At 68.1% G+C, this 20260-nt stretch carries 21 protein-coding genes; 6 read left to right on the plus strand and 15 right to left on the minus strand.

The annotated features are described in order from the left end of the window. Positions 1-109 precede the first annotated feature (109 nt). Together LDO13_RS11615 and LDO13_RS11620 are read left to right on the plus strand one after the other, a co-directional pair. Positions 110-1240, plus strand: coding sequence for an LLM class flavin-dependent oxidoreductase (locus LDO13_RS11615; RefSeq protein WP_224046890.1), 1131 nt, complete (start codon positions 110-112; stop codon positions 1238-1240). Continuing rightward, complete coding sequence (locus LDO13_RS11620; protein ID WP_224046891.1) at positions 1240-1698, plus strand: MarR family winged helix-turn-helix transcriptional regulator; 459 nt, start codon at positions 1240-1242, stop codon at positions 1696-1698. Before LDO13_RS11615 ends, LDO13_RS11620 begins: the two co-directional genes overlap by 1 nt. A 108-nt stretch (positions 1699-1806) precedes the next feature. On the opposite strand, the gene LDO13_RS11625 is transcribed toward LDO13_RS11620, so the two are convergent. From LDO13_RS11625 to LDO13_RS11645, 5 genes are read right to left on the minus strand one after another with little or no spacing between them, the layout of a single operon-like run. Beyond that, positions 1807-2754, minus strand: coding sequence for a carbohydrate kinase (locus tag LDO13_RS11625; RefSeq protein ID WP_224046892.1), 948 nt, complete (start codon positions 2752-2754; stop codon positions 1807-1809). Positions 2755-2783: 29 nt separating this feature from the next. After that, positions 2784-3845, minus strand: a complete 1062-nt coding sequence (locus tag LDO13_RS11630) for an NAD(P)-dependent alcohol dehydrogenase (RefSeq protein WP_224046893.1) — start codon at positions 3843-3845, stop codon at positions 2784-2786. 44 nt (positions 3846-3889) lie between these two features. Then, on the minus strand, positions 3890-4804 hold the full coding sequence (locus tag LDO13_RS11635; RefSeq protein WP_224046894.1) for a carbohydrate ABC transporter permease: 915 nt from the start codon (positions 4802-4804) through the stop codon (positions 3890-3892). Continuing rightward, the gene (locus LDO13_RS11640) at positions 4801-5769 is read right to left on the minus strand and encodes a sugar ABC transporter permease (RefSeq protein WP_224046895.1); all 969 of its coding nucleotides are present in this window, start codon (positions 5767-5769) and stop codon (positions 4801-4803) included. Before LDO13_RS11640 ends, LDO13_RS11635 begins: the two co-directional genes overlap by 4 nt. Positions 5770-5792: 23 nt before the next feature. Continuing rightward, entirely contained in the window at positions 5793-7142 is a 1350-nt protein-coding gene (locus LDO13_RS11645) for a sugar ABC transporter substrate-binding protein (RefSeq protein ID WP_224046896.1), read from the minus strand. Between the two features lie 268 nt (positions 7143-7410). On the opposite strand from LDO13_RS11645, the gene LDO13_RS11650 reads away from it, so the two are divergent. Next, a complete protein-coding gene (locus LDO13_RS11650; RefSeq protein WP_224046897.1) occupies positions 7411-8352 on the plus strand; it encodes an AraC family transcriptional regulator in 942 nt (313 codons plus the stop codon). A 40-nt stretch (positions 8353-8392) separates the two neighbouring features. On the opposite strand, the gene LDO13_RS11655 is transcribed toward LDO13_RS11650, so the two are convergent. From LDO13_RS11655 to LDO13_RS11665, 4 genes are all read right to left on the minus strand, one after another. Continuing rightward, positions 8393-9199, minus strand: a complete 807-nt coding sequence (locus LDO13_RS11655) for a transglutaminase family protein (protein ID WP_224046898.1) — start codon at positions 9197-9199, stop codon at positions 8393-8395. A gap of 87 nt (positions 9200-9286) precedes the next feature. Further along, positions 9287-10108: a hypothetical protein gene (locus LDO13_RS11660; RefSeq protein WP_224046899.1), complete on the minus strand. Its 822-nt coding sequence runs from the start codon at positions 10106-10108 to the stop codon at positions 9287-9289. A gap of 29 nt (positions 10109-10137) precedes the next feature. Next, positions 10138-10269, minus strand: a complete 132-nt coding sequence (locus LDO13_RS18595; RefSeq protein WP_263422130.1) for a hypothetical protein — start codon at positions 10267-10269, stop codon at positions 10138-10140. A gap of 138 nt (positions 10270-10407) precedes the next feature. Beyond that, positions 10408-10596, minus strand: coding sequence for a hypothetical protein (locus LDO13_RS11665; RefSeq protein WP_224046900.1), 189 nt, complete (start codon positions 10594-10596; stop codon positions 10408-10410). A gap of 135 nt (positions 10597-10731) precedes the next feature. On the opposite strand from LDO13_RS11665, the gene LDO13_RS11670 reads away from it, so the two are divergent. Then, complete coding sequence (locus LDO13_RS11670) at positions 10732-11406, plus strand: DUF1684 domain-containing protein (protein ID WP_224046901.1); 675 nt, start codon at positions 10732-10734, stop codon at positions 11404-11406. Positions 11407-11410: 4 nt separating this feature from the next. Beyond that, the gene (locus LDO13_RS11675; protein ID WP_224046902.1) at positions 11411-11902 is read left to right on the plus strand and encodes a GtrA family protein; all 492 of its coding nucleotides are present in this window, start codon (positions 11411-11413) and stop codon (positions 11900-11902) included. A 68-nt stretch (positions 11903-11970) separates the two neighbouring features. On the opposite strand, the gene LDO13_RS11680 is transcribed toward LDO13_RS11675, so the two are convergent. From LDO13_RS11680 to LDO13_RS11705, 6 genes are all read right to left on the minus strand, one after another. Further along, on the minus strand, positions 11971-13131 hold the full coding sequence (locus LDO13_RS11680) for a cysteine desulfurase family protein (RefSeq protein ID WP_224046903.1): 1161 nt from the start codon (positions 13129-13131) through the stop codon (positions 11971-11973). Beyond that, the gene (nadC, locus tag LDO13_RS11685) at positions 13128-14087 is read right to left on the minus strand and encodes a carboxylating nicotinate-nucleotide diphosphorylase (protein WP_224046904.1); all 960 of its coding nucleotides are present in this window, start codon (positions 14085-14087) and stop codon (positions 13128-13130) included. Before nadC ends, LDO13_RS11680 begins: the two co-directional genes overlap by 4 nt. Next, complete coding sequence (locus tag LDO13_RS11690; protein ID WP_224046905.1) at positions 14084-15940, minus strand: FAD-binding protein; 1857 nt, start codon at positions 15938-15940, stop codon at positions 14084-14086. The genes nadC and LDO13_RS11690 overlap by 4 nt, the downstream gene beginning before the upstream one ends. Beyond that, positions 15937-17250 (minus strand): quinolinate synthase NadA, encoded by a 1314-nt coding sequence (gene nadA, locus LDO13_RS11695; protein WP_224046906.1) that lies wholly within the window; start codon positions 17248-17250, stop codon positions 15937-15939. The genes LDO13_RS11690 and nadA overlap by 4 nt, the downstream gene beginning before the upstream one ends. Then, complete coding sequence (locus LDO13_RS11700) at positions 17247-17957, minus strand: NUDIX domain-containing protein (RefSeq protein WP_224046907.1); 711 nt, start codon at positions 17955-17957, stop codon at positions 17247-17249. Before LDO13_RS11700 ends, nadA begins: the two co-directional genes overlap by 4 nt. 185 nt (positions 17958-18142) lie before the next feature. Next, complete coding sequence (locus LDO13_RS11705) at positions 18143-18616, minus strand: Lrp/AsnC family transcriptional regulator (protein WP_224046908.1); 474 nt, start codon at positions 18614-18616, stop codon at positions 18143-18145. Positions 18617-18793: 177 nt separating this feature from the next. On the opposite strand from LDO13_RS11705, the gene LDO13_RS11710 reads away from it, so the two are divergent. Beyond that, positions 18794-20215 carry an amino acid permease gene (locus LDO13_RS11710; RefSeq protein ID WP_224046909.1) on the plus strand — a complete coding sequence of 474 codons (1422 nt, stop codon included), beginning with the start codon at positions 18794-18796 and terminating at the stop codon, positions 20213-20215. Positions 20216-20260: the final 45 nt, after the last annotated feature.

Below are 20260 nucleotides of genomic sequence, written 5' to 3' on the forward strand. Positions count from 1 at the left end.
GGAATACTCCGACGCGGCGGGCGTTATACGGGTCGATAGATGCAAATGCATGTAAATCGGCTATACTAATGACAGCACCCGGAAGTCTCCGGCCACGGAAAGGCACATCATGCAGATCGGCGTATTCAGCGTCAGCGACATCACCACCGACCCCACCACGGGCCGCACGCCCACTGAGCACGAACGCATCAAGGCGTCCGTGGCGATCGCCAAAAAGGTCGAGGAAATCGGCATGGATGTCTACGCGATCGGCGAGCACCACAACCGGCCTTTCTTCTCCTCCTCCCCCACCACCACGCTGGCTTACATCGCCGCCCAGACAGAACGCATCATCCTGTCCACGGCCACCACGCTGATCACCACCAATGACCCGGTGAAGATCGCCGAGGACTTCGCCATGCTCCAGCACCTTGCCGATGGCCGCGTGGACCTGGTATTGGGCCGCGGCAACACCGCTCCCGTCTACCCCTGGTTCGGCAAGAACATCCAGGACGGGATCGAACTGGCGATCGAAAACTACTCCCTGCTCCGCCGCCTCTGGGACGAGGACACCGTCAACTGGTCCGGCAAGCACCGCACCCCGCTGCAGAACTTCACGTCCACGCCGCGCCCGCTCGACGGCGTCGCCCCTTTCGTGTGGCACGGCTCCATCCGCACGCCGCAGATCGCCGAGGTGGCCGCCTACTACGGTGACGGCTTCTTCGCCAACAACATTTTCTGGCCCAAGGAGCACTACCAGCAGCTGATCGGACTCTACCGCGAGCGCTACGAGCACTACGGCCACGGCAAGGCAGACCAGGCGATCGTGGGCCTGGGCGGCCAGTTCTTCATGCGCAAGAACTCGCAGGACGCCGTCAAGGAGTTCCGTCCGTACTTCGACAACGCACCGGTCTACGGCCACGGCCCGTCGCTCGAGGACTTCACCTCGCAGACCCCGCTGACCGTCGGCAGCCCGCAGGAAGTCATCGAAAAGACCCTCACGTTCCGGGAGTACTTCGGCGACTACCAGCGCCAGCTCTTCCTGATCGACCACGCCGGCCTGCCGCTGAAGACCGTGCTGGAGCAGCTGGATTTGTTCGGCGAAGAGGTCCTGCCGGTCCTGCGCAAGGAATACGCCGACAAGACCCCCGCCCACGTCCCCGAACCGCCCACCCACGCCGGACGCGTGGCAGCCTCACTCGCCGCAGCCGCGCAGTCCGTCAGTGAATCCGCCGGGCCCGCCGGCAATCAGAGCGCGTGATGTCCGCAAAGACAGAATCACCGGTGCGCCTGGCCGCGGAGACCTGGGAATCCCTGTTCCGCGCCCAGGTGGCGGTGATGCGCAGGCTGCAGGCCGGCCCCGCATTCAAGGGCCTCGCCATCAACGAGTACGACGTGCTGTTTACGCTGTCCCGCTGTCCGTCCGGCTGGCTCCGGCAGAACGAACTCAACGACCACGTGCTGCTGAGCCAGTCCAGCCTGAGCAGGCTCGTGGAGCGGCTCGAAAAGCGCGGCCTCGTGGAGCGGATGCCCTCCCCAGACGACGGGCGCGGCGTCCAGGTCAGGCTCACCGAAGCAGGCTTGGACCTGCAGAAGCAGATCGGCCGGGAGCACGTCCGCGACATCGCCGCCCTGGTGGTTCCGGCGCTGACGGCCGCCGAGCAGCAGGAGCTGCAGCGGCTCACAGAGAAGCTGCGGGCCTCGGTGGCCGCGCGGTGAGCCCCGCGCTTCCGGGGTGCCTCAACCGCTCATGACCTCAATGCTCACTAGCGGCGTCAGCTGCGACGCCGCTGATGTTCCGGCTTGGAAACCCCCAACCGTCGAGGGTCAAGGCAACGGACCAAGTTCGTCCTTCCGCGGCGGATTGGCTCCTTGCCTGGAACATGTGATCGCTGCCGCGCGGTTGGCGTAGGCGGCCAAGGCATGGAGTTCCTCCCGAGTCAGGCTTTCCATCCGTGTCCTGCGTCCCGTCGTCCCGAGGGCGCCCAGCTGGGAGAGCCCGGACAGGAGAGCCGCCATGAAGGAGTCGCCGGCGCCCACGGTATCTGCCACGGCACTGGGTTCGGCAACCAACTCCACGCGCCCGTCTCGGGATTGGATGACCGGCCCCGCGGCCCCTCGCGTCACTGCCACGACCGCCGGGCCGAGCGCCAGCCAGGCTTCCAGGGTTTCATCGGGGGTCCGGTCCGGGTAGAGCCAGCAAAGGTCTTCGTCGCTGGCTTTGACGACGTCGCTGGCGGCTACGAAGAGTTCTGCCTGGTGGCGCGCCACGGCCGCATCGGGGCTGATCCCCGGCCGGCAGTTGGGATCGTAGCTGACGGTCGCGTGCTCGCGGGCCGCCTGCACGAGGGCGAGCGTGGCCTGGTCCCCCGGCGGCAGCACCGTAGCAATCGATCCCGTGTGGACGTGGGCGGAACCTTCGACGGCGGCCAGGGCAGGCAGGGCGGCGCCGTTGATTTCCCAGGTGATGGCGAACGTGTAGTCGGCGGCACCGTCTGGCCCCAGCGTGGCGCGGGCCGTCGACGTCGGCGCGGTACCGCCGTTGATCACGTGGACAAAGTTCGACCGCAGGTGCTCACCGAGCAGGAGCCCATGCCGGTCATCGGCGAAGTGGGTCACCAGGCTCGTGTGCAGGCCCAGGCGCGCCGCCCCCACCGCCACATTGAGGGGGCTGCCGCCCGGGTGGACCTGGATCTCCTCAGGCTGGCGGGGGTCGCTGATGATTTCCACTAGGGACTCGCCGATAACGACCACCCTCATTTCATGCTCTGGCATGGCTGTTTCCTTGCAGTGGGAGGGGTTCGTTAGCGGCCCGGATACACGACGGCTTTGAGCTGGCCGGCCTGCTTGCCAGCGTTGAGGGCCTGTTCGGAATCGGCCAGGGCGAACCTTCCGGTGACCAGGATGTCCAGGTCAACCTTCCCGTCCGCGATCAGCTGGATGGCCAGCGGCCACGTGTTGGTGTAGCGGAAGACGCCGGAGAGCCAGATCTCCCGGTTCTGGATGTACGCGACGGGGAGTTCGACGTCGTCGGCCCCGAGCCCCACCAGGATGACCCGACCGGCCGGTCCGACGGCTTTGATCCCGGAGCGGACGGCCTGCGGGGCGCCGGACGCGTCAATGAACGCGTCGACGTCGAGACCTTCGGTACTGTCCGTCTTCGCGTTCAGGGCATGGGTGGCCCCATGTTCCAGCGCGAAAGCCAGCCGGTCCTCGGCGATGTCGCTGACGTAAATTTCGGTGGCGCCGAACGCGCGGGCCGCCTGGGCGGCGATGATGCCGATCGGACCCGCCCCTGCGATCAGGACCCGGCTGCCCGGCTTGATCCCGGCGCGTTCGCACGCCCAGAGACCCACCGAGAGCGGTTCGATCAGCGCTGCCGCCTCGTCGCTGACGCTGTCCGGGATGTCGTAGGCGAAGTCGCTCTGGATGGTGACGTATTCGGCGAAGGCGCCGTCGATCGGCGGGGTGGCGTAGAACTCGATGTCCGGGCACAGGTTGTACCGGCCGGCTTTGCATTGCTTGCAGGTGCGGCAGGGCCGCTGGGGTTCGACCGCGACCCGCTGGCCGACGCGCGCGCTGTCCACGGCGCTTCCCACGGCGGCGATCCGTCCGGAGAGCTCGTGGCCCAGGATCAGCGGGTGGTCCACGACGTAGTCGCCGATCCGGCCGTGGTCGTAGTAGTGGACGTCGCTGCCGCAGACGCCGACGGCGGCGACCTGCACCAGGACCTGGTCCGGGTCCAACTGCGGGACCGCCAGGGTTTCCAGAGCCATCTCGCCCTGGCGTTTGAGGACGGCGGCGCGCATCGTAGCGGGGACCTCCGGGTGTCCGGGGGTGCGGGACTGTGCGGTTGAGGTTGTCATCGAAGTATTCCTTTTCCTAGACAAATCGAAGTAGCGGGGGCTGGCTATTTGACGGCGCCGAGGGAAAGGCCCTGGACGAGTTTGTCCTGCGCGGCGAAGCCGGCGAAGAGCACGGGCAGGGACACCACGACGGCACCGGCGCAGACCTTGGCGAGGAACAGGCCCTGGCCTGAGACGAAGCCGGTGAGGAAGACGGGGGCGGTGCCGGCCACGACGCCGGTGAGGACCCGGGCCAGGAGCAGTTCGTTCCAGCTGAAAATGAAGCAGATCAGGGCGGTGGCGGCAATGCCGGGCATCGCCACGGGGGCGACGACCTTACGGAGCGTCAGCAGCAGGCCGGCACCGTCAATCTGGGCGGCCTCCAGCATTTCGACCGGTACTTCGTCGAGGAAGGAACGCATCATCCAGACGGCGATGGGCAGGTTCATCGACACATACATCAGGACCAGGAACCAGATGTTGTCCAGCGCGCCGATGTTTTTGGCGACGAGGTAGAGCGGCAGGACCGCGGCGACGACGGGCATCATCTTGGTGGAGAGGAAGAAGAACATCACGTCCGTCCACTTCTTCACCGGCCGGATGGACAGGGCGTACGCGGCCGGGATCGCCAGAAGCAGCACCAGGATGGTGGAGAAGATCGAGGCCGTGGCGGAGTTGATCAGTGACGGCCACGGGCTGACCCCGGATGTTGTCCCGAAGAACTCCTGATAGGCGTCCAGCGTCAGGGGGGCGAAGACGGAGGGTGGGTTGGTCGCGGCGTCCGTCTCCGAGTGGAAGGACGTCAGGATCATCCAGAGCACCGGTACGGCGAACAGCAGGGCCAGCAGCCAGGCTGCGATCCCGGCGGCGGTATTGTTCCGGGTGGGGTCCATGCGGGACTTGCCGCGGCGCCGTGAACCGGTGGTGCGGACGGGGCCGGGGACTGATGCCCGGGGCTCGGTGGGGGTGAGCGTGCTCATCGTGCTGCCTCCTTCTTGAAGAGCGAGAATACGGTGCGGAGTGCGAAGGTCGCCACGACGATGGTGCCGATGACCACCACGACGCCGGCGGCGGACGCCAGGCCGTATTCGTTGGCGTAGTAGAACGTCTCGTAGATGGCGTAGGGCAGGTTGGCCGTGCCCAGGCCGCCGGACGTGAGGGTGAAGACGGCGTCGAAGTTCTGCACGATGTAGATGGCTCCGAGCAGCCCGCCGAGTTCGAGGTACTGCCGCAGGTGCGGCAGGGTGAGGTGATGGAAGATCGCCCAGGGAGTGGCGCCGTCCATTTGGGCGGCTTCTACCGTGTCCATGGGACGCGACTGCAGACCGGCGAGCAGGATGAGCATCATGAATGGGGTCCACTGCCAGACCAGGGAGATGATGATGGCCAGCAGGGGCGCCGAGGTCAGCAGGTCGGTCTGGGGCGGGTTGTCGCTGCCGAACAGTGACCAGACCCAGGTGAGGGTGCCGTTGATCAGGCCGTAGACGGGGTTGAGGATGGCGTGCTTCCAGATCAGCGCCGCAGCCACCGGCACCACGAGGAAGGGTGCGATCAGCAGGGTCCGGGCCAGTCCGCGGCCGATGAACTTCTTGTCCAGGAGCAGGGCCAGGCCAAGGCCGAGGAGCAGGCTGGCCAGGACCACCGAGACGGTCATGACGATGGTGGTGACGATCGCTTGCTGAAAGTAAGGGTCGGTGAGGACCTGGACGTAGTTCTCGAACCCGGCAAACCCGGTGGTATCCGGGCTCATGCTGTTCCAGTTCATGAACGAGATGGCCAGCGTCCCCACGAACGGGAGCTGGGTGACGATGATGAGGAAGATCAGGGCCGGCAGCAGCGGTGCACGCCGCACCCAGGCCACGGCCCGTTCCCTCGCCCTGGTGTCCCTGGAAGGTTTGGCTATGGTGCTCCCGTGCCGGGAGACGCGCGCCGTTGCGTTTGTCATGATGTTCTCCTGCGGTTGGGTTGTTACTTCTTGTACTTGTCGCCGACTTTTTGTGCGGCTTCCTGGCCCTTGGCCACCGCGTCGGCGACAGTACCCTGGCCGGCGATGGCGGAGCTGACACCCTGGGAGACCCTGGTGCCCAGGGCGGCGAACTCGGGAATCCCGACAAATTGGATGCCCACCGCCGGACGCGGCTGGACACCGGGGTTGGTCGGATCGGCGTTTTCGATGGCGAAGCGTTCGGCCTTGAAGAACGGTGCTGCCTGCTGGAAGTCGGTGTTCTCGTAAGTGGAGATGCGTTTGCCGGACGGAACCTTGGACCAGCCGAGCTTGGACGCCACCAGTTCCTCGTACTTCTTTGAGCTGGCCCAGGCGATGAACTTCCCGGCGGCATCCTGCTTTTTGGAGGCCGCCTGCACAGCCCAGGACCAGGTCCACAGCCAGCCGGAGGACTTGGTCTCCTTCACGGGGGCCTGGGCGTAGCCGATCTTTCCCTTCACCGGGGAGGCCTCGGCCTCCAGGGCGCCGGCCGCGGAAGTGGCGTCGTACCACATGGCGACCTTGCTCTGGCTCATGTTGTTCAGGCACTCGGTGAACCCGGCCTGGGCGGCCCCCGCCGGACCATGCTCCCGGACCAAGGCAGTGTAGAACTCGACTGCTGCGGTGAATTCGGGGCTGTTGACCTGTGCGTTCCAGTCCTTGTCGAACCAGGTTCCGCCGAAGGTGTTCACCACCGTGGTCAGCGGCGCGAAGACTTGCCCCCAGCCAGGTTGGCCGCGCAGACAGATCCCCTTCATGCCCGGGGCGGCGCCGTCCGCCTGAGCGGCCAGGGCTGCGACCTCATCCCAGGTGGGCTTCTCCGGCATCGTCAGGCCCTTGGCGTCGAAGATGTCCTTCCGGTACATCAGGAAGGAGGACTCTCCATAAAACGGTTCGCCGTAGAGCTTGCCGTCTTTGCCGGTCAGCGACGCTGTGTAGGCCGGCAGGATGTCCGCCTGGTTGAACCCGGCATCCGCGGCCACATGGTCCAGCGGTGCCAGCCACCCGTTGGCTGAATAGAACGGGATCTCGTAGTTGGACAGCGACGCAATATCGTACTGGCCGGCCTGGCTCGAAAACTCCTGGCTGATCTTGGCGCGGACGTCGTTTTCCGGCAGGACGGTGTAGTTGACCCTGATGCCGGTTTCCTTGGTGAAGTTCTCCGCGGTGAGCCGCTGCAGGTCCTCCATCTGGGGGTTGTTCACCATCAGGACATTGATGGCGTTCGGGTCGCCGGCCGAATTTCCACCGCCGGCACCGGCACAGGCCGAGGCGCTTAATGCCACGCACAGGGCACCTGCGGCCAACGCGGCAACGCGTATTTTTGCGCGCATTCAAGGACTCCTTTGTTCTTCAGGGGATGCAATGCGACCGGCGTTCCGACTGCTGTGTCGGGGTGCGGTGCCGAAAGCGGGACCGGGGCTTGAAAGCCGGGGTGCCTCGCTGATGTTCCTCAAGATTAGGCCTGGGGGATAGACCACAACTAGCGCCGTGGTTGCCAGGTTCTGATACTAATTTTCCCGGCCGGGCCGCAGTCGGGCGCTACTCTGGGAGCAGGCAGCCCAGAAGCCGTCCATATTTCATAACCCGGGAGGGACCACCATGGCCGCAGCGAACCCCGCCGCCGGAGCCGACCCCGTAGACAGCGCTGCGGCCCGGCTTGCAGAACGACTGCTGGGGATGCGCGCCAACCGGGAAGTCATCCCGGAAGACCCGAACCATTCGGTCCGGTGGCATGAGCACGACTATCCCAGTCCGGTAGCACGCTGGAACTACCATCCTGAATACGAGCTACACCTGATCCGGAAAGGCACCGGAAAGTACATCGTGGGAGACCACATCGGCACGTTCCAGGCCGGACACGTAGTGCTGGTGGGATCGGGGCTGCCGCACGACTGGGTCAGCGACCTGGAGCCCGGGAAAGTCCTCCAGGGCAGGGACGCCCTCATCCAGTTCGACGGAAAATGGGTTGAACAGGCTGCTGCAGTCATTCCGGAAATGGCCGAGGTCAAACCCCTGCTGGAACAGTCCTCACGCGGCATCGAGTTCCTGGGAGCATCGGCCAAGGCAGCAGCCGATGCCATTGAGGCGATGGGCGAGGCCACCGGACTACAGCGGTTTCATCATCTCGTTGAGGTGTTTGCAGTCCTTACCCGGGCGCCGCAGGACGAACGTCGCTACTTGGCCGACGAATGGTTCAGGCCCCAGCTGGACGGCCAGGCCGCGGCCGTGGTGGACATCGTCCTCGAATACGTCTTCAGTAACCACGCCGGCAGCGTCAAGATGTCCGAGGCTGCGGCGCTGGTGGGAATGTCGGAGCCGACATTTTCGAAGTACTTCAAACGTGCCACCGGCCAGAACTTCAGTGACCTGGTCCGCAAACTTCGGCTGGCCCATGCGCGCCGCCTGCTGGAGCACAGCGACAAAGCCATTTCCGACATTTGCTACGAGGTGGGCTTCTCGAACTTGTCCAATTTCAACCGGCATTTCCTCAACGACGCCGGCGAAACCCCGCGGGACTACCGCCAGCGCGTCCAGCTTTGAGCCCGCTCGGTCGAGACCGTAGCTTGCCCAGCGGAACACCCTAGTGGAGGGTGACGAGCTGCGCCGGATCCTCGTCCGGCAGTTCGCCGTCGACGACGGCAGTCACCTGCAGCTGCGTCAAGGACAGGCTGCCGCCCACCGTCGACAGGAACGCGGTATCCGAGGAATCCCTGCCGGCGGTGATCCGCAGCATGCTTTCCCGCGGGGCCAGGCCGGTGGGATCGATGACATGCCAGGCACCGTTGACGTGGGCCTCGGCCACCGCATGGAAATCCATGGGGCTCAGTCCGGGGGCATACACGGCGGCCAGCCGGGCCGGAACGTTTTTGGCGCGCAGCAGCGAGATGGCCAGGTGGGCGAAGTCGCGGCAGACCCCTCGCCGGTGCAGCAGCGTCTCGACGGCGCCGTCGGTCCCGCGTGAGGATCCGCTGATGTAGCGGAGTTCGCTGAAGACCCAGTTGCGCACCGCGTTCACGAGCTCCTCGCCCTGCACACCCCCGAATTCCGCGTAGGCCGTGGGCAGGAGCCGGTCGGACTCGGCATAGCGGCTGGGCCGGACGTAGCGGATGAGTTCCATCAGCCGGGGTTCTTCCGGCAGCGCGAACCCGGAGACGTTCGCAGTGTAGTCCACGAGCACCTCGGTGGGTTCAGCGAATTCCATGTAGTGGAAGCGACCGCCGTGGTGGTCGGAGAGCTCCGTGAGCGGGACATCCTCGCCGCCGGCGGTCACGGACAACGACTCCAGGAAGCTGCTGTAGCCGGGGTTTCGAGCCACGGACACGGCCAGCGCGACCTTGGTGTCGGCCACGGTCTTGAAGGCCAGGCGGGCGGCTACAGAGCGCTGCATGTATCTCCGGGGTGTGAGGTATCGGCTGGTCGTGTCGCCGCCACCGTCGCCGGTACGGCTGGGTACGGCGGTGCGGGCGGTGCGGGACTAGTTTTTGATCTTCAGAGACATTAGCATCCGCTGGACGTTGGCGAATTCCGAGCCCTCGTTGACGTATTTGGCTGCCTGGTCCAGGGTGTCGAAGGCCTTGGCCGGGGCAACCTTCTGGTCCGGGGCGAAGGACTTCAGCTCCGTCAGGTCACCGAAGGAGTAGTCACCTTTGCCCTCGGGGCCGCGCACCAGGTTCTGCAGCGCACAGGACCTTCCGTCCGCGCCGCCGACGACGTTGGTAATCCCGTAGGACCCAAAATACTTGTAGCCCTGGATTACCCGGAAGACCACACGCGGCTCGATGGTGCCTTCCCCGCCGCGGTGCGGGAGGTCCACCGGGGCGCTGCTGACCACAACGTACGGTTTCGCGGCGTCGTCCGCGCAGGCCACGGCCGGCCGCGGCTGAAGCCCTGTCTGCAGGGTGGCGAGGTAGCCGCCGTCGGCGTCCTTGATCTCAATCTTGAGTGCGCCGGGCATGGTTCCCTCCGCCGGGGCCACCGACTGGGCGATCCACTCCTGCGGCAGCTCGAAACTGACGCTCTTCGCCGGATCGGTGAAGACTTTCCAGGCCGCCGCCGTCGAGCCTGGCTCCGCCGAGGCCGAGGCAGTGGACCCTGGCGTGCCGGTCGGCGTCGTGCCGCCCGCGGACGGGTCCGCCGACGGTGCCCCGCTTGCTCCGGGGCTGCCCCCCGCCGTCCAGGCGGGCGGGCCCTTGGCCTCGCTGCTGCAGCCCGCCAGTGCGGCGGCGGCGAGCGCCAGGGCCGCGGCGATCCGGATGCCGCGGACCGAGGTCCGCCGGAAGGTGTCCGTCGCTTTCATGGTGCCAGCGTAGCCGGACTCCGGGCCGCTCAGAGATCCCGGATCAGCGTTTCGTAGAAGCTGACGCCGCCCATCATGATGTACGGGGTGACGATTGCCTCCGGGAACACCCCGGCGATGCAGCCCTCCAGCAGTTCCCACTGCTGGTCTCGCCCCCCCATCCGGCCGAAGAGCAGTGTTACCGGGGCGCGGAATAGCGACAAACTGGCAAACACGGCCCGCAGCGGCGCCGGGGCGGGCCGAAGCGCCGCAGCAGCTCAACGGTCACGTCCGGCAGCGACTGCGGGAACGGGCTGCGCTCAATCCGGGTGATGGCCCGCGCCAGCCGCGCCGTCGCGCCCATCCGGAGGTGTGGAGGCGTGGCCGCCGGGGTCGCGGGTCAGCAGCTCCACGCCCAGGATCCCTTTTTCGGCCACACCGACGACGGCGGCGGGCCGGGTCACGCCGGGGAACGCCCCGCCGGCCGCGGCGCCGCCCTCGTCCAGCACCAGCCAGGGCCTTACACCGCGCCCGGCGAGGAGGCCCGCCGCGGCGGCCGCGCTGGCCCCGGCGGTCTCCTCCTGGGCCCGGGGCCCGCCGCCGCGGCGCGATTCGCCGGCGGGAAAGCGGGATACGCTGGGGACATGGCGGATCAGGATTTTGGCTCCACGGATTTCGGAGCCCAGGACAGCGTGGCGGACATCTCCGCCGTCGACATCGCGGACTGGCGGCTCCGGACCTTTGCGCTCTACGCCAACGTGCGCAAGTTCGCGGCGGAGGATCCAGCCGAGGCACATTCGTACTGGCGCCAGGAGCGGGACAGGATGTTCGGCACCCACCCCGCCTCGCCGCTCACGGCGGCCGCCAAGTCCACCTTCGGCGGGCTGAAGACGGCGGACTACGACCCGATCTACCGCTTCCACATCCCGCTGACCAGCGAGGGCGCGGGGCGGGAAATGAACGTAGAGACCGGGACCGACGGCTTGGTCCGGTTTGTCCGGCTGGGCACGTTCGATCTGCCGGAAATGGGCCAGCTCGCCGTGTGGAAGCTCCACGGCTACGGCGGCGGAATCTTCGTGCCGTTCCGTGACGCCACGGCCGGGCAGCCCGGGGGCAGCTACGGTGCCGGCCGCTACCTGCTGGACACCATTAAGGGTGCTTTCCACGGCGTGCAGGGGTCCGGCCCGGATGCCGAGTTCGTGGTGGACTTCAACTTCGCCTACAACCCCTCCTGCGCCTACAACGAGGCGTGGGCATGCCCCCTCGCCGGCCCGTCCAACCGCCTCGCCGTGGAGATCCCTGTCGGCGAGCTGTACTGAGCGGATGGATGCCCAGCTCGAGCAGCGCTCCCCCGCGCCCGCACCGGCTCCTGCCGGTGCCCCGGCCCGCCGGCGGCACCGCGGCGTCCTGCGCTACCCGCTGGTCCGGCAGCTGCTGAGGTTCACCGCCGTCGGCGTGGTCTGCACGGCAACATCGCTGGCGCTCTACGCCTTCCTCCGGCCGTATCTCGGCTCGCAGCCGGCCAACGCGGCAGCCCTCATCCTCACGTCACTGATGAACACGGCGCTGAACCGGCGGCTGACCTTCAAGATCACCGACCGGCACCGGCTCAAGCGCGACCACCTCAACGGGCTGATCGTGATCCTGGTGGCGCTGCTGATCACGGGCGGCAGCCTCGGCGTCCTGCACTGGATCAACCCCGACGCCACCGTGGCCGACGAGTTGTGGACCACCACGCTCTCCGGCTTCGCGGCCACGGCCGTGCGATTCACCATGCTGCGGCACTGGATCTTCCGCCGCGCCCGCCACCGCTAGCCCCAGGTTGCCTGCCTCATCTGACTCGCAGCAGGGGCCGTTTTGGGCGTCCAAAACGGCCCCTGCTGCTAGCTAGTTGGGCCGAGGGCCTGGACGCTGCCGACGGCGGTGCGGACCGCGTCCGCGGCCTCGTGCAGCTCGGCGGCCGTGATCGTGGAGTCGAAGCTGAAGCGCACCGCGGTCTGGGCGACCTCGGCGGTGATGCCCATCGCCAGCAGCACCGGGGACGGCTCGTCCGAGCCCGCCGCGCAGGCCGAACCGCTGGAACAGATGACTCCCAGCCGCTCGAGCTCCAGCAGCACGGATTCGCCGCTGGTCCCCGGGAAGCAGAAGGACGCCACCGAGGGCAGCCGCTCGCCGGGATGGCCGGTGAGGACCGCCCCCGGAACCCCTGCCTGCACCGAGCGGATAAAGTCGTCGCGCAGGGCGGCGACGTGGGCCGCACGTTCCGCCTGTGACGTCCGGGCGAGCGTCAGCGCCGTCGCGAGGGCCACGGCCCCGGCGACGTTCTCGGTTCCTGACCGGCGCCCGCGTTCCTGCCCGCCGCCGTGGATCACGGGTTCCATCCGCGTCCGGCTCCGCACGAACAGCGCCCCGCTGCCCTTCGGGGCGCCGAGTTTGTGGCCGGAGATGCTCAGGGCATCCACACCCAGTGCTGCGGTGTCGAGCGGCAGCCACCCGGCGGCCTGGACCGCGTCGGTGTGGAAGGGAATGCCGTGGGCGCGGGCCAGCGCGGCCAGCCGGGTTATCGGCTGCACCGTGCCCACCTCGTTGTTGGCGTACATGATGCTGACGAGGGCGGTCTCCGGCCGGAGCGCGCCGGCGAGGGCCTCTTCGGTGACGCGTCCGTGGGCGTCGACCGGCACCACGTCGACGGCGAAGCCGTGCATTCGCTCGAGGTAGCGGGCGGACTCTTCCACTGCGGGATGTTCGACGGCGCTGATCACCACCCGGTCCAGCTGCGGATCCGCGGCCCGCCGGGCCAGGGCTATGCCCTTGACGGCCAGGTTGTCCGCCTCGGTGCCGCCGGAGGTGAAGACCACCTCGCCCGGGCGGCAGCCCAGTGCCTTCGCCGTTGCTGCCCGGGCCCCGGCGAGCGCAGCAGCGGCCGAGTCGCCGAGCGAATGATGGCTCGAGGGATTGCCGAAATCCCCGCTGAGGTACGGCCACATCGCTTCGAGCACCTCGCGGCGGACCGGGGTGGTGGCCGCGGCGTCGAGGAAAATCATGGCGTCGCCTGGCCCGCCGTCTGTTCGCTGTTCCGTTCGCCGTCGAAGCCCAACTCAAGGTCCAGGCCCAGATCCAGGGCCGCCACGCTGTGCGTAAGCCCGCCGATCGAGATGACGTCAACCCCGGTGGCGGCGATGCCGGCCACAGTGGCAAGGTTGACGTTGCCGCTTGCCTCGACCCGGGCCCGTCCGCCGACCAGCGCGACACCGGCGGCGAGGTCCGCCAGCGTGAAGTTGTCCAGCATGATGGTGTCCACGCCGGCCGCCAGCACCGGCCCGATCTGGTCCATGTTGTCCACTTCGACCTCAAAGTGGGTGGTGTGCCCCAGACGCGCTTTGGCTTCCCGGAGCACGGCGGTGAGTTTCGCCGGGTCTCCCCCGGTGAGGACGGCCAGGTGGTTGTCCTTGGCCAGCACGGCGTCGGAAAGGCCGAAGCGGTGGTTGGCTCCCCCTCCGCAGCGGACGGCGTACCGTTCGAGCACGCGCAGGCCCGGCGTCGTCTTCCGGGTGTCGGTGATGCGGGCCAGGGTGCCGTCCACGAGGGCGACGAACTCGGCCGTCTTGGTGGCGATCGCGCTCATCCGCTGGACCAGGTTCAGGGCCACGCGCTCGGCGAGCAGCACGGCGCGGGCGTTTCCATTGACCCTTGCGAGCGCCGTTCCGGCGGTGAAGGCGGCACCGTCGGCCACGAGGAGTTCGACGTCGGCGTCGGGGTCCGTGAGTTTCATCGCCGCTGCGAACACCTCCCCGCCGCTGAGCACGCCGGGAACGCGGGCGGCCAGGACCGCCGTCGCCCGCGCATCCGCGGGGATGAGCGTCTGCGAGGTGATGTCACCGTACGGGGCATCCTCCAGCAGGGCAGCCCGCAGCACGGCGTCCACGGCAGCGGCGGGCAGGGTTCCGGCGAGCGCCGTCACCGGGGAGACGGCGGTGGGAGCTGCAACGGGTGCTGTCATGACGAAATCCTCTGTTTGGGACGGGAAGCGGCGGCACGCCGGTGGCCGTAAGCGCTGGCTGGCGGCGTGGAGCGGGCGGGAATCGCGAGCATGGCGGGCACGGTGGCCGCGGGGTCCGAGTCCGCACGGTGGTGGGCGCCCACGGAGCCGGTCCGCTGCCGGGCCGCGGCCACCAGGAGCTGCGCGGCGAGCAGCAGGTTGCGGTCCTCGTGTTCCGCCACGTCCGCTGCGCCTGTCACGTTCTCGGGGAGGACCACATCGGCCCAGGCGGCAAGCACGCACTCCGCCTCCCGCAGTTGCTCCCCGCTGCGCAACACCCCGGCGTGCGCGGTCATCAACCGCCGCAGAGCGTCGCGGGAAAACGACCCTGGACCGGCCTCAGTCGTCGCAACTCCATCGGGAAAGCCGGTCGGATGATATTCCCGGCTGGCACCCAAAGCTGCCTGCCTGCCGTCGTTCGATGGCGTTCCGGAAGCGTGCGTCAAGGGGAGTCCGCCCGCGGCCGAGACAGCACGCGGAGGAACGACGTCGGACGACGCCCCACCCGACGCCCAGCCCGTTTCCCCACCGAGGAACGCCTCCACCGCCCGCCGCCCAAAGACCAGCCCCTCGAGCAGTGAGTTGCTGGCCAGCCGGTTGGCGCCCTGCGCTCCGGTGCACGCGACTTCGCCGGCGGCGTACAGTCCAGGCACGGAGGTGCGCCCGCAGAGGTCGGTGGACACGCCGCCCATCCAGTAGTGGGCTGCCGGGGACACGGGCAGCGTTTGGCTGGTCCAGTCGTAGCCGGCCGCGCGGGTGGCGGCGTCGATGGTGGGGAAACGCCGGGCCAGGAAGCCGGGACCGCGGGTGGCTTCGATCCCCCGGGCGTCGAGGAAGACGGGGCTGTCCGCCGGCGCGCCCGTGGCGGCGAGGTGCAAGGCAATGCTGCGGGAGACGACGTCGCGCGGGGCCAGCTCGGCATCGGGGTGGTAGTCGGGCAGGAAACGGTAACCGGCGACGTCCAGCAGGAGGGCGCCTTCCCCGCGGACCGCCTCTGAAATGAGCAGCGCCGGCGGACCGCCGGGGATCTCGTCCGCGGCGAGAGTGGTGGGGTGGAACTGGAAGAACTCCAGGTCCCGGACGGACGCACCCGCCCGCCAGGCCAGGGCCAGGCCGTCGGCTGTGGCGACGGAGGGATTGCTGGTCCGGGCGAAGAGCCGTCCGGCACCGCCCGTAGCCAGGAGCACCGCGTCGGCGTGCAACCGCCGGGGCTGCCCGTTGGACAGGTAGGCGACGCCGGTGACCCGGGCGGAGGCCGCCGGGCCGGCTTCGGGGAGTCCGGTGAGCAGCTCGGTGACGAACGCGCCGGTCTCGACCCGCAGCCGGCTCTGGCCCGTCCGGTTCAGGACGGCGCGCTCCAGCACGGCGGCGACGAGGGCGCGGGTGATGCGGGCGCCGGTAGCGTCCCCGCCGGCGTGCAGGATGCGGGCGGCGGAATGTGCCGCCTCCAGTCCGAGCGCAGGGCCTCCGGAGGGTCCGGCGTCGAAATGCACGCCGAACCGCTGCAGCCCCGCGATGTCCCGGACGGCCTCGGTGCACAGGACCCGCACGGCCTCGGGGTCGTTGAGCCCGGCGCCGGCGGCAAGGGTGTCGGCGATGTGGGCCGCCACGGAATCGCCCGGCGCGGCCTCCCCTGGCGTGAGCACAGCCGAGACGCCGCCCTGGGCGTAGAAGGTGTTGCTCTGCTCGAGGGTTCCCTTGGTCAGCAGCACCACCTCGCAGGCCGGCCCGCCGTCCACGACGGCGTCGGACGCAAGCAGTGCGGCGTACAGTCCGGCGATGCCGCTGCCGACCACTACCAGCCGCCTGGTCACGGCCGCGCCGCCAGCATCCGCTCGAGGGCAACCTTTGCCGGGGCTGCGACGCCATCCGCCACCGTGATCCGGTTGACCACCTCGCCCCGGACCAGCGCTTCCAGGACCCAGGCGAGGTAGCCCGGGTGGATGCGGTACATCGTGGAGCAGGGGCAGATCACCGGGTCCAGGCAGAAGATGGTGTGCTGCGGGTATTCCGCGGCGAGGCGGTTCACCATGTTGATCTCGGTGCCGATCGCGAACGTGGTGGGTTCGGTGGCCGCGGCGATGGCCTTCTTGATGAAGTCGGTGGACCCGGCGGAATCGGCGGCGTCCACCACCTCCATGGGGCATTCCGGGTGCACGATCACCTGCACGCCCGGGAACTCGGCGCGGGCCTTTTCGATCTGGCCGACGTTGAAGCGCTTGTGGACCGAGCAGAAGCCGTGCCACAGGATCACCCGGGAATCGAGCAGGGCCTGTTCGTCATTGCCGCCGAGGTCCTTGCGCGGGTTCCACATCGGCATCTGCTCCAGCGGCACGCCCATGGCCTTGGCGGTGTTGCGGCCCAGGTGCTGGTCCGGGAAGAACAGCACGCGCTGGCCGCGCTCGAACGCCCATTCCAGCACGGCGGAGGCGTTGGAGGAGGTGCAGACGATCCCGCCGTGCTCGCCGCAGAAGCCTTTGAGGGCGGCGGAGGAGTTCATGTAGGTGACCGGGATGACCGGGACCCGGCCGTCGGCGTCGGGCTCTGTGCCGAACAGTTCCTCCAGCTGTTCCCAGCACTCGGTCACCGAGTCGATGTCCGCCATGTCCGCCATCGAGCATCCCGCGGCCAGGTTGGGCAGGATCACGGCCTGGTCGGGCCGGGACAGGATGTCCGCGGTTTCGGCCATGAAGTGCACACCGCAGAAGATGATCGCCTCGGCATCCGGGCGGGTCAGCGCGGCATTGGCCAGCTGGAAGGAATCGCCCACGAAGTCGGCGTATTCGATGACTTCGTCGCGCTGGTAGAAGTGGCCCAGGACGACGGCGCGGTCCCCCAGCGCCGCTTTGGCGGCCCGGATCCGGGCGTCGAGTTCGGCGGTGCCGGCGAGCTTGTACTCCTCCGGGAGCTGTCCCTGACGCGGGGTCGAGGCCGGGGCGACGTCGGCGACGGAGGCGCCGGGGCCATAGGCGGGCACGCCGGCGAGGGCCTCGGCAAGGTCGTAGTCCCAGGGGCCGCGGGCGAGCGCCGGGCTGCAGGTGGAGGCCGCTGCCCGGCCCGTGGCGCTGTTGCTGGTGGCCTGTTCGCGCGTGATCAGCTGGATAGCCGTGTTGACGCTGCTCATGGTGTGCTCCTGTTGTCTGGGTCAAGGCCAGGGCGGCCGGTAAAGCGGTAGAGGCGGGGCGGGCGGTGTTTGCCGCCCTGCAGGTACTGGTCGGTTTCCTCGATCTCCGGTGTGGCTTTGACCTGCCGGCGGAAGTTGGCCGGGTCCAGTTCACGGTCCAGGACGGCCTCGTAGACCTCCCGGACTTGCGCCAGGGTGAAGTACTCGCCCAGGAGGTGGTAGGCGATGGAGCCGTAGGCCATCTTGTTGCGCAGCCGCCAGAGGGCGTAGTCGATGATCGCGTTGTGGTCGAAGGCGAGCTCGCCGAGCCGGTCGGCCCGGAACCACTTGACGTTTTCGGATTCGTCCGCGAGCGCGGCCTCCGTGGGCTGCACCAGCGCCCAGTACACAATTGAGACGACGCGCTGGGTGGGCGAGCGGTGCAGGCCGCCGAAAGCGTAGAGCTGTTCCAGGTAGCTGGGCGCCAGTCCGGTGGTCTCCTGCAGGTTCCGCGAGGCGGCGTCCGGCAGGGATTCGGAATGGGTCAGCGGGCCGCCGGGCAGTGCCCACAGTCCCTTGAACGGTTCGCGGATCCGGCGCACCAGCGGGATCCAGAGGGTGGGGCGCCCGGAACGCTCGCTGGGGCGCAGGGCGAAGATCACCGTGGAAATGGCCAGCGACGGCGGCGCGGTCTGGCGTTCGGAGACGTTGGCTGCTGTTGTGTACACGGTGGTTCACCCCGCATTCTCAGGCTGCGGGCCGGCCCTGAGGGGACGGCCCGGACGGCTCCGGCCCAACCGCCGGAGTAGTTATAGTCAAAGTGACTAGAACTAATGATACGACTGTGCGGTCCGAGCGCAAAATGTTTCAGGTCACACGGTTACCGCCGCGCAAGCCCAAGGGCCACGGCCGCTCACGCTTTGTTGGCGGCGGCTTCCAGCAGCGGAAGGGTGCGGCCCTGGAAGTGCGTGTTGAGCACAATCACCGAGGACGAACGCAGCACCGTCCGGGTGGCGATCATGGCATCCAGCACGCGCTGCAGGTCCGGGTTGGAGCGGGCCGCAATGCGGGCCATCAGGTCCGAACTGCCGGAGACGGTGTGGATTTCAATCAGTTCCGGGATCGCCGCGAGGGCCTCGACCACCGCGTCATGCCCCAGGTCCTGATTGATCGTCAGGGAGCAGAACGCCACCACCGGGAAGCCGAAATGTGCCGGATCCGGCTGCGGCACCCACGAGCCGATGACGCCGCTGTCCTGCATCCGGTCCAGCCGCGACTGCACGGTGGCGCGGGCAACCTTAAGGACCCGGGAGGCCTCCAGCACCGACGCCCGGGGAGCATCCGTGAAGAATCGGACAATTTTAGCGTCCAGGGCATCAACGTCCATCGAATATTCCTCCTGCAGCAGCATCCGCACGGCAAACCGCCATGAAAACCTCGTTACTAGCCAACAAACTGCCACTATGCTCTCACGGGCCGGGGCACGCCGGCCCCGCCCGGACACGGTAAATTCAATAGGTCCCATAAGGACTCCAAGATCCACACCACACGAAGGTTCGCCAGCATGACAATGAAGTCCACCGCGGAGCGCCCCGGCCTGAAACTGGGCCACAGCATGAAGCCACGCCAACTCACCATGATGGGACTCGGCAGCGCCATCGGCGCCGGCCTGTTCCTCGGTTCGGGGGCCGGAGTCCAGGCCGCAGGACCCGCCGTCCTGATCTCCTACCTGGTCGCGGGAACCCTGATCATCCTCGTGATGTGGGCCCTCGGCGAAATGGCCGCCGCCAACCCTAACAGCGGCGCGTTTTCCGTCTACGCCGAGAAGGCCATGGGCCGGACCGCAGGTGCAACCGTAGGCTGGCTCTGGTGGCTGCAGCTGGTGGTTGTCATCGCCGCCGAGGCCCTCGGCGCCGCCGCCCTGCTGTTCAGCGTGTGGCCCGTAATCCCGGTCTGGGCCCTGTCCCTGATCTTTATGGTCGTGTTCACTGCGATCAACCTTGCCGGGGTCAAGAACTTCGGCGAGTTTGAGTTTTGGTTCGCCATCCTCAAGGTGGCCGCCATCCTGCTGTTCCTGGGCATCGGCACCGCCCTGCTGCTCGGCTGGCTCCCGGACGTCGAATCCCCCGGCCTTTCCAACTTCACCGCGGACTTCGCCCCGGCGGGGCTGGGCGGCATCGCCACGGCGCTCTTCGTGGTGATCTTCGCTTTTGGCGGCACTGAGATTGTCAGTGTGGCCGCGGCCGAGACCGAGAACCCCCAGCACAGCGTGGGCCAGGCGATCCGCACCGTCGTCTGGCGGATCCTGGTCTTTTACATCGGCTCCGTGTTCGTCATCGCCGCCGTCCTTCCGTACACATCCGATGCCCTCGCGTCGCCGTTCGCCGGCGTCCTGGACGTGGCGGGCATCCCCGGCGCCGGCGCCGCCATCACCCTGGTGGCCGTCGTCGCGCTTCTCTCGGCCCTGAACGCGAACCTGTACGGCGCGTCCCGGATGGTCTTCTCGCTGTCCGAACGCGGCGAAGCCCCCCGGTTCCTCTCGAAAATCAACAAGTCACGGGTGCCGATGCTCGCCGTCGGCGTCTCCGTGGCGTTCGGCTTCCTGGCCGCCGTGCTGGAGCTGCTTTTCCCGGAGCAGATCCTCCCGGCGCTGTTCCAGCTGGTCGGCTCGACCTGCCTGATGGTCTGGGGCTCCGCCCTCGTCTCCCAGCTGATCCTCCGCCGCCGCGCGGACCGGGACGGCACCGTCCTGCCGCTGCGGATGAAGGGCTTCCCCGGACTGACGATCTTCGGGCTCGTGCTCCTCGCCGTGATCTTCGCCGTCGGCTTCAGCAGCCCGGACAGCAGCAAGCAGCTTTTCAGCACCATCGCCCTGGTCGCCGGCATTGCCGCAGCGTGCTGGATCGGCGCCCGTGTCACCCGCAACCGCGGCGCGGCTCCGGCCGAGCAGGCCAAAACCGCCGAAACCGCCCACGCCGGGAAGTAACCGGCCCGTCCGCACCACCTGACCAGACTGCACAGATTGCAAAGC

Source organism: Arthrobacter sp. NicSoilB4 (assembly GCF_019977335.1).
Classification (GTDB): Bacteria; Actinomycetota; Actinomycetes; order Actinomycetales; family Micrococcaceae; genus Arthrobacter.